The following is a 7,960-nucleotide window of genomic DNA, read 5'->3' as shown; positions in this document are numbered from 1 at the left end:
TTACTTGGGCAATCTGAATTGCTTTATTGATTTTTTTGACAGAAGGCGCAATTAACAAAGCCTCTGCACCATCACTAATGGCTCTCGATACAATGCTCGAAGGTAAAAAATCTGGTGCGGAAAAATCGCACTGTGTAGGTAGTACCTTTCCGCCTAAATTGTAAATCGACCACGTGAATTCTTCTTTAAAAGATTGACTCACTTCCGATTGAGAATCGACACAAAGAGCAATCTTAGTTTTATGGGCAGTACCTACCACATACTTAGCAAGAGTATTGGCTAAGGCTCTGGTGTTGGGAGTAGTACGAAAAATGTAAGTACCCATGGTAGGGATTACATCCGCAGAGCTAGTGGGGGTAATCATGACTAGCCCTTTTTCCTGATATATCGATGCAGCAGCGATCGATACGTTACTATCATTGTGTCCTATCACTGCCAAAATGTTCCTGTCTTTAACAAAGCTTTTGGCTACTTGCTCTGCTAATTCAGGATTGTTATCATCGTTGGCAATTTCTATAGTTACCAAATTGCCATTGATCCCACCAGCCTGATTGACTTCATTTTGTGCTTGAGCTACACCCCGCAAAATTTCTTTTGCGACACCCAAATTACCCCCAATAGGAACACTTATACCGATTCTGTAGGTATCCTCACTGGCAACAGCTATTGCATTATTGCGATAAATTAAAGCTTCGGGATCGTTACGATTTTGTGTCAAAGACGCAGCAAACCCTTCCGTAGCAGTCTCATAATTACCATCAGCAAATGCCTTAACAGCAGCTTTTTTTTCAACATTGCTGTTGGCTGTAATTAAAATTTTATCGCCTAAGCTAATTCTTTCTTTTATTTTTCTGTTTTCAGCTACTATGGGGCTTATACTTTCACCTTTGCCCTCATTTAACAAATAAACTATAGGTCCAATTAAAGCCAAAACAAATAGGTATAATAAAAGTAAAAAGTTTTTTTTGCTGACGTTTATTCGTTTGTTAGTCATAGAAAACAGAATCTAATCAAGGCACTCGGTAAAAATCTCAATGTAATTTTTAGTTACAACAAATAAGATATTTTTGTTATTTTCATAAGACCAGTTATGCTTTTTATAGCAAACAATAAAATCTGATTCTTACAATAACTAATAACTTGGTTATTGAACTAACATTACTTTTCGTAAAAACAAATACATCATGAGTTAAGGGTTAAGAATATATTTTGATACACTCAATTCTAATCTCAATTAGTATTTATTCTTTTAAACTAGTTAAGCTGTTTGTTTAATGTATTATTGATTGGAGTTGTAGAGCAACCGTAATTTTTCTGAACTTTACGCTTGCAAAATACTTGACTCTTACGTGAATATACTCACAAAGGAGTCACCGAATCAGAGTCAGAGCTGGTTATAGTCGTCCCAACCATTCAATAATTAAGTCTATTTACTTAAGCTGAGAATTTCCAGCTAATAGAACTAACTAGAGAGTCAGACTTTAAAGAACTAATAATTGCTTCTAAGCATTCTGGTTCATAATGATTATCATGAGCTAAAAAATCAGCTTTGATTTCGACCATTTCTGGTTGCTGAGATTGCCTTTTTCTAAGTATATTTGTACTATCTAGCTGTTTTAATCGCCATTCTTGTTCTTTTAACGACCGAAGCAATACGGTTAATACTTTGGTTTCATTGTCAGAAGAACAAGTTATGTGACAACGATAGTGAGCTTGGTGATTGGAAGCAACTGCTAAGGGAAATTCACCATAGGTATTTTTTTCACCATTAAATAACTCTGATGAAGCAAAAGCCTCTGCTTCTTCTTCTGCTTCTTCTTCTTTTAGGTCTAAAACGTCTTGTTCTGATGGATTATCCCAAGAAGTAGTAGCCGTAGTTCGATAATCGAAGCTTTCTTCTTGATTTTTGAAAGCTTCTACTAAGGGTCGTAGTAGCAAGTGTGCGCTAACCACCGCAAAAGTACCCAAGTAAGCTTGTACGAGATATCCTGAACCTACTAATGTCCCTATTGCTGCTGCACACCATAAAGTAGCTGCGGTATTTGTTCCCTTAACACTTGCGCCTTCTCTGAGAATGACACCACCTCCTAAGAAACCAACACCAGAGACAATTTGAGCAGATATACGAGTGGGACTAGCATCTCCAGGAGTCATAATCGATAGCATGACAAACATTGCTGCTCCCACAGTTACTAAAACATTAGTTTTCAGAATGGCTCTAGTTCTCAGCCATTGTCTCTCAATACCGATTCCCACTCCTAAAAAGAAACTTACGAATAAACGAACCGCAAAATCCATCCATGACATTATCTTTAATCTCCGATAACTTTAAATAAATAATGAATACTATAGTTTTATATAGTTTTAACTAATTAATATACAAATTAAACTTTTAATTTGGATTGTGACTCAGACAGCCTGTTAATTCAAGCAGACGAAGTTTAATGAAAAGTTAAGATTTCTTAACTTTTGGTCTAAGTTCCACAAATTATGGTTGAGTATCAGGAAAAAGATTTACGCGCAACCTTAATAACTAGCTTGATATTTCCATGATGGTGAAACCCCCTATATCCAAAGATTGCGATCGATCAAACTAGAACAAGCGATCGCTATTAGCTAAAACTACAGCAAATCTGCATAAATAGTAAAAAAGAATCTGCTTTCTGGTCGATACAGCATATAACTTGTGTAATTAATAAATTTATATTATTGGCGATCTGTATTTAAGATACAATACGTTAGAACTATTAGAGACTTGATACTTTAGAAAAACAATTTATAATCTTTGGACAAAGCAGCAGCGATCTCTTGTTAACAGTCAACTAAAGCATGGTTCATATCAAGCGCGTAGAATTAACTCATTTTAAGTCTTTCGGTGGTTCGACAAAAATCCCCATTTTACCTGGTTTTACTGTAGTATCAGGGCCTAATGGTTCGGGAAAGTCAAATATCTTAGATGCGCTGCTATTTTGTCTCGGTTTAGCTAGTTCTAAAGGAATGCGTGCGGAGCGACTCCCCGATCTTGTCAATCATAAACAGAATACCAATGGCAAAGCAGCAGAAACTATTGTCTCTGTTACTTTCGATCTCGATGGTTGGGATGGTTTTAGTGACGTAGAAAGAGTAGAGAATTTAGAGAGAGCAGTCCTAAAGGATACCGCTTCCCTAAAGGACTCGCTTCGCATCGTGCGACACGAAGTTAGTCCTTTAGGGCATAAGGGAGCGGAGGAAGCAGAGAAAGATAGAGAAGACAATGAAGACAATGAAGAAGAACAACAACCCACAACTAACCACCCACAACTAACTAAATTAAAAGAATGGACTGTTACTAGAAGGTTGCGAGTCAGTAAGAAGGGTAGTTATTCTTCGACGTTTTATCTTAATGGAGAAGTCTGTAGTGCTACAGAAATTCACGAACAGTTAGAACAATTACGCATTTATCCTGAAGGCTATAATGTAGTACTGCAAGGGGATGTTACTCGCATTATTAATATGAATTCCCGTGAAAGAAGGGAAATTATTGATGAATTAGCAGGAGTAGCAGCTTTTGATCGCAAAATTGAGCAAACTAGAAAGACTTTAGAGAAAGTTAAAGAGAGAGAAGAACACTGTCATATCATCGAACAAGAATTAATTGGTACACGCGATCGCCTGGCTGCGGATCGAGTTAAAGCAGAAAAATATCGCAAGCTAAAGCAACAGGTACAAGAAAAGAAACAGCAAGAGATTGTTTTATTCTGGCGTAGTTTAGTGCAACAAAAGGAAGAGTTGCACGCAGCTATTACTAAAGATAATGAAGAGATTGCTAGTTTAACCAAAGAGTTAGCAAACCTCAGTCAAGAAATTGAATCCCATAGTAATCAATTAGCGGAATTAAATTCTCGCGTCAGAGCATTAGGAGAAGATGAACAATTATCAGTTGCTTCTGAATTGGCTACTCAAAAAGCTAAACGAAATCAATTGCAACAGCGGCAAACTGAATTACAATCGACAGTAAAGCAAAAAGAATTATTATTCGCTAAAACGCAAGAGAATCTTCAGCAATATCAAAGAGAATTAGAAGATTTAACCGATGTTAAAAACAAGTTAGATAGAGAGACAATTCCCCAGTCATCCCAACAATATAATCAAGCCAAAAATCTCTTAAAAGAAAGAAGAGAAATTGCTGATACCATTGCAGCAGCTAGTGAAGCTTGGGTACAAGAACAAGCAAATTTAACTAGAGAAATTTCTACTCTACAAAATAAGCTTAATCCTCAGCGTACCGAACAGGCTACTATTACAGAAAGATTAGCTCAAACAGAAAGCAAAATAACAGAAGAAACCACTACTTTAGAAGCAGTGGGAAATTTATTACAAGAAAAGAACCATAAGCTACAATCTTTAACTAATGAAGTAACAGTAGCTCAAGACAATATACAGTCTTTAGCCGAGCAATTTTCTAATACAGAAAGCGATCGCGATTTGCAAAGAGAAACCCAACAAAGACTATTATTAGAACAACGTAGTAAACAAAGAGAATTAGATAAGTTAGAAGCTACTAAACAAGCACAACAAGAGGCTCAAGGTACTTACGCTAGTAAAGTAATTCTTAATGCTAATTTAGCTGGAGTACACGGTTTAGTAGTGCAGTTAGGGAAGGTTGAACCCCAATATCATTTAGCATTAGAAACCGCAGCAGGGGGCAGACTAGGATACATTGTAGTCGAAAATGATGGAGTAGGCGCACAGGGTATTGAACTACTAAAACAACAAAGAGCAGGAAGAGCAACCTTTTTGCCTTTAAATAAGATCAAAGCACCTCGAAAAGACAATCTGGCAACTATGCGCTTTGGTCGGGGATATATCGATTTTGCCGTTAACTTAGTTACTTGTGAAGCTCGTTATCGCGATATCTTTGGTTATGTTTTTGGTAATACAATCGTTTTTGACACTATAGACAATGCTCGCTCTCTGCTAGGAAAACAGCGTATTGTCACTTTAGAAGGAGATATCTTAGAAATTAGTGGTGCAATGTCTGGGGGAAGTAAATCTTCTCGCTCTAGCTTGCGTTTTGGCAAAGTTACTACTAACGAATCTCGCGAAGTCGCTATCTTAAAAGAAAGATTGGCAGAAATAACATCCATCCTAACCAATAATGACCAAAGAATAGCCCAGCTATCAAATCAAGTCAAGAAACTAGGCGAAAGTTTAACCGAAGCCAAACAATTTCATCGTGAGAAACAGCTACGTTTAGAACAGCTACAAACTGAAATCAAACAATTAACAGCACAACAAGAACAACTAACAAAACAACTAGCTACCCATCAGCAAGAAAAAGAAAATATTAAAAAGCGATCGCAATTTTTGAATGCGAATTTACCCGAACAAGAAACTAAATTACAACAGCTACAACAGAAACTTAATGAGTTAGAATCATCTCACGATCAAAGTGAATGGCAACAAATTCAAACTGCGATTAAAGCTCAAGAAAAAGACGTACAAGAAAAGGAAACTATATTTCGTCAAGCAGAAAATCGGCTAAAAGATACCAATAATCAGATACAAAGATTAACGGAAAAAGCCAGCGAAGCAGAGCAACAAATTAATGATTTAGGAGCAGAACAAGCAACAATTACTAATCAACAATCCGCTATTAGTAAAGAACTGCAAGAACTAGCTCATAAAATTACCACAGCCGAAACTAAATTACAACAGTTAAATCAACAACTAGGAGAAACCAAAGAAAATCGCGATCGCACAGAACTGCAACTAAAAAAATTACAAAATAAACAGCAACAAAAATCTTGGCAAAAAGAAAAACTAGAAGCTACTCAAAAAGAAAAAAATGCTAATTTAGTTAGTTTAGAATCTCAAATCAAAGAACGAGAATTAGAGTTATCTGGAAAAGATGATAATTTAGAAAACAAGATAAACCAGGAAAACAATCAAGAAACCGTAGTTCAAGACAATATAGAAGAAGAACAAAATAAAGAATCTCTCTGGAATGAACTGTATCAAAAATTATTTGATGTCCAACGAGGAGAAAAATTACCCACAATAACCCACGCCATTTTACAAGAAAAACTCGAACAGCTACAAAAACAAATTCGTAATGGCGAAAAAAGATTAGAAGCAATGGAACCAGTAAATATGCTGGCATTAGAAGAATATGAAAAAACCGAAGCCAGATTACAAGAACTTTCCGAAAAATTAAGTACCATTGCAGCAGAAAGAACCGAATTATTACTTCGTGTTGAAAAATTTACTACCCTACGTTTACGAGCCTTCAAAGAAGCTTACGATGCAGTAGATATTAACTTTCAAAAAATATTTGCCGAACTATCTGAAGGTGACGGACATCTACAATTAGAAGATGCTGAAGACCCCTTTAATGGTGGTTTAATGTTAGTAGCCCATCCCAAAGGTAAACCAGTACAAAGACTAAGCTCTATGTCTGGAGGCGAAAAATCTTTAACTGCTCTCAGCTTTATTTTTTCTCTACAAAAATATCGTCCTTCTCCCTTTTATGCCTTCGATGAAGTTGATATGTTTCTCGATGGTGCAAATGTCGAAAAACTATCTCGTATGGTCAAAAAACAGGCTCAAGGCGCACAATTTATTGTAGTTAGTCTGCGTCGCCCGATGATTGAAGCTTCAGAACGAACCATCGGTGTAACTCAAGCTAGAGGCGCACATACCCAAGTATTAGGTATTAAATTATAAAAATTATCCTTTACTTTTAATGTGGATTAAATTTAACTCTATAACATTAAAGTTTTCGGGAATTTATTTAAACAGTAAGCATCGTTAAAGGTATCTAATACCATTTCTTAAAAGTAATAAGAGACGAAGGTTTAAAGCTAGGAGTCACGCCCTTCAGGAGTCACGCCCGTCAGTGTAGACAGTAGTTTGAGTGTTTTTTCTTAATAAGAAATAATTTTCTATCTATCTAGCTATTGCGCGAGAACTGGTATAAACACAAAAACTATTTGATTTTAATGCCATAATTATGATTAATAGAAGCCAATAGTATAAGTTGGATTGGTAATTTATGGAACTAGGAGAAATAGAACAAGAGATATTTGATAAATACAAAAGAGCATTACGCTTGATTGGGGTGCGCTTCAATGAACCCGATTTAATCGAAGCTATAGAATATTGCAATTATGAGCTAGAAAGTAAATTCCAAGCTTTTATATCGTGGTATCTTTTCTTATGTAGCAAAGGAGATAAAATACACAACCCTGATAAGGTTTTGCTACAGGCATTTTGGCAAGAATGGAAACCCCGCTATTGGGAGGACAAATATCTATTAAAGGTAGAAGCTTTATCTAGATATGGTTTGCTTCAAGAAAAACTATCTCGTATTGAATTTGTTGAACAAGTTTACATAGAGATGTATGATTCTGATTATGTTCGATGTTTCTATCAAAATCGTATGGTATGGCAATTAGATATTGAGTATGGATTGAGACTAACTGATGAAGAATTGATTGCTCGGTTCAAAGAAAAAGCTTTGTAGCAAAAGACAAAATAGATAATACCATAAATTCAACTAATTAACTTTTCTCTTCACTAAACTATCCGTCTTGGCAGCCATAATAAAATCATTTTGGTGTAATCCATTAATGGTATGAGTCCACCAAGCGACGGTTACTTTGCCCCATTCAGTAGTTAACAAAGGATGATGTCCTTCTTGTTCGGCGATATCTCCGACAGCTTGAGTAAAAGCCATAGCTTTTTTAAAATTAGAAAACTTGTAAGCCTTTTGAAGATAAGATTTTTCCTCATCCTTAATTACATCCCAATCAGGAATTTGAATTTTAAAGCTATTAATCTCTTCATCGGTAGCAGGAGGTGAATTTCCACTACAAGGAACACAAGTTTTACCACGCCCTTCGGGCTGAAGTCAGGAGGATAGAGTCAGGAGTCAGGAGTTAGATAAAGCCCGAAGTTGGAGTATGCGCCTCGCCATTTT

The 7,960-nt window shown here is 36.1% G+C and carries 4 protein-coding genes and 1 pseudogene; 2 read left to right on the top strand and 3 right to left on the bottom strand.

Features of this window, described 5'->3' with window-relative positions:
- Together H1P_RS09955 and H1P_RS09950 are read right to left on the bottom strand one after the other, a co-directional pair.
- Nucleotides 1–931, bottom strand: a 931-nt coding sequence (locus H1P_RS09955) for an ABC transporter substrate-binding protein (RefSeq protein ID WP_222427006.1), incomplete at its 3' end; no start/stop codon positions are given.
- A gap of 503 nt (nucleotides 932–1,434) precedes the next feature.
- The gene (locus tag H1P_RS09950; protein WP_144866742.1) at nucleotides 1,435–2,307 is read right to left on the bottom strand and encodes an MgtC/SapB family protein; all 873 of its coding nucleotides are present in this window, start codon (nucleotides 2,305–2,307) and stop codon (nucleotides 1,435–1,437) included.
- Nucleotides 2,308–2,829: 522 nt separating this feature from the next.
- Between H1P_RS09950 and H1P_RS09945 the strand changes: the two genes are divergently transcribed.
- Together H1P_RS09945 and H1P_RS09940 are read left to right on the top strand one after the other, a co-directional pair.
- The gene (locus H1P_RS09945; RefSeq protein WP_144866740.1) at nucleotides 2,830–6,705 is read left to right on the top strand and encodes an AAA family ATPase; all 3,876 of its coding nucleotides are present in this window, start codon (nucleotides 2,830–2,832) and stop codon (nucleotides 6,703–6,705) included.
- A 328-nt stretch (nucleotides 6,706–7,033) separates the two neighbouring features.
- Nucleotides 7,034–7,504 (top strand): hypothetical protein, encoded by a 471-nt coding sequence (locus H1P_RS09940; RefSeq protein ID WP_144866738.1) that lies wholly within the window; start codon nucleotides 7,034–7,036, stop codon nucleotides 7,502–7,504.
- A 33-nt stretch (nucleotides 7,505–7,537) separates the two neighbouring features.
- Here the strand turns inward: H1P_RS09940 and H1P_RS09935 are convergent.
- A pseudogene (locus H1P_RS09935) lies at nucleotides 7,538–7,858 on the bottom strand (4a-hydroxytetrahydrobiopterin dehydratase); the annotation flags it as partial.
- Nucleotides 7,859–7,960 lie beyond the last annotated feature (102 nt).

The sequence above is a fragment of the Hyella patelloides LEGE 07179 genome (genome assembly GCF_900659865.1).
Classification (GTDB): domain Bacteria; phylum Cyanobacteriota; class Cyanobacteriia; order Cyanobacteriales; family Xenococcaceae; genus Hyella; species Hyella patelloides.
This window is presented reverse-complemented; position numbering and strand designations above follow the sequence as displayed.

Coding starts and splice junctions, on each gene's coding strand:
- H1P_RS09945 (WP_144866740.1), top strand. CDS start 2,830: ATGGTTCATATCAAGCGCGTAGAATTAACTCATTTTAAGTCTTTCGGT.
- H1P_RS09950 (WP_144866742.1), bottom strand. CDS start 2,307: ATGTCATGGATGGATTTTGCGGTTCGTTTATTCGTAAGTTTCTTTTTA.
- H1P_RS09940 (WP_144866738.1), top strand. CDS start 7,034: ATGGAACTAGGAGAAATAGAACAAGAGATATTTGATAAATACAAAAGA.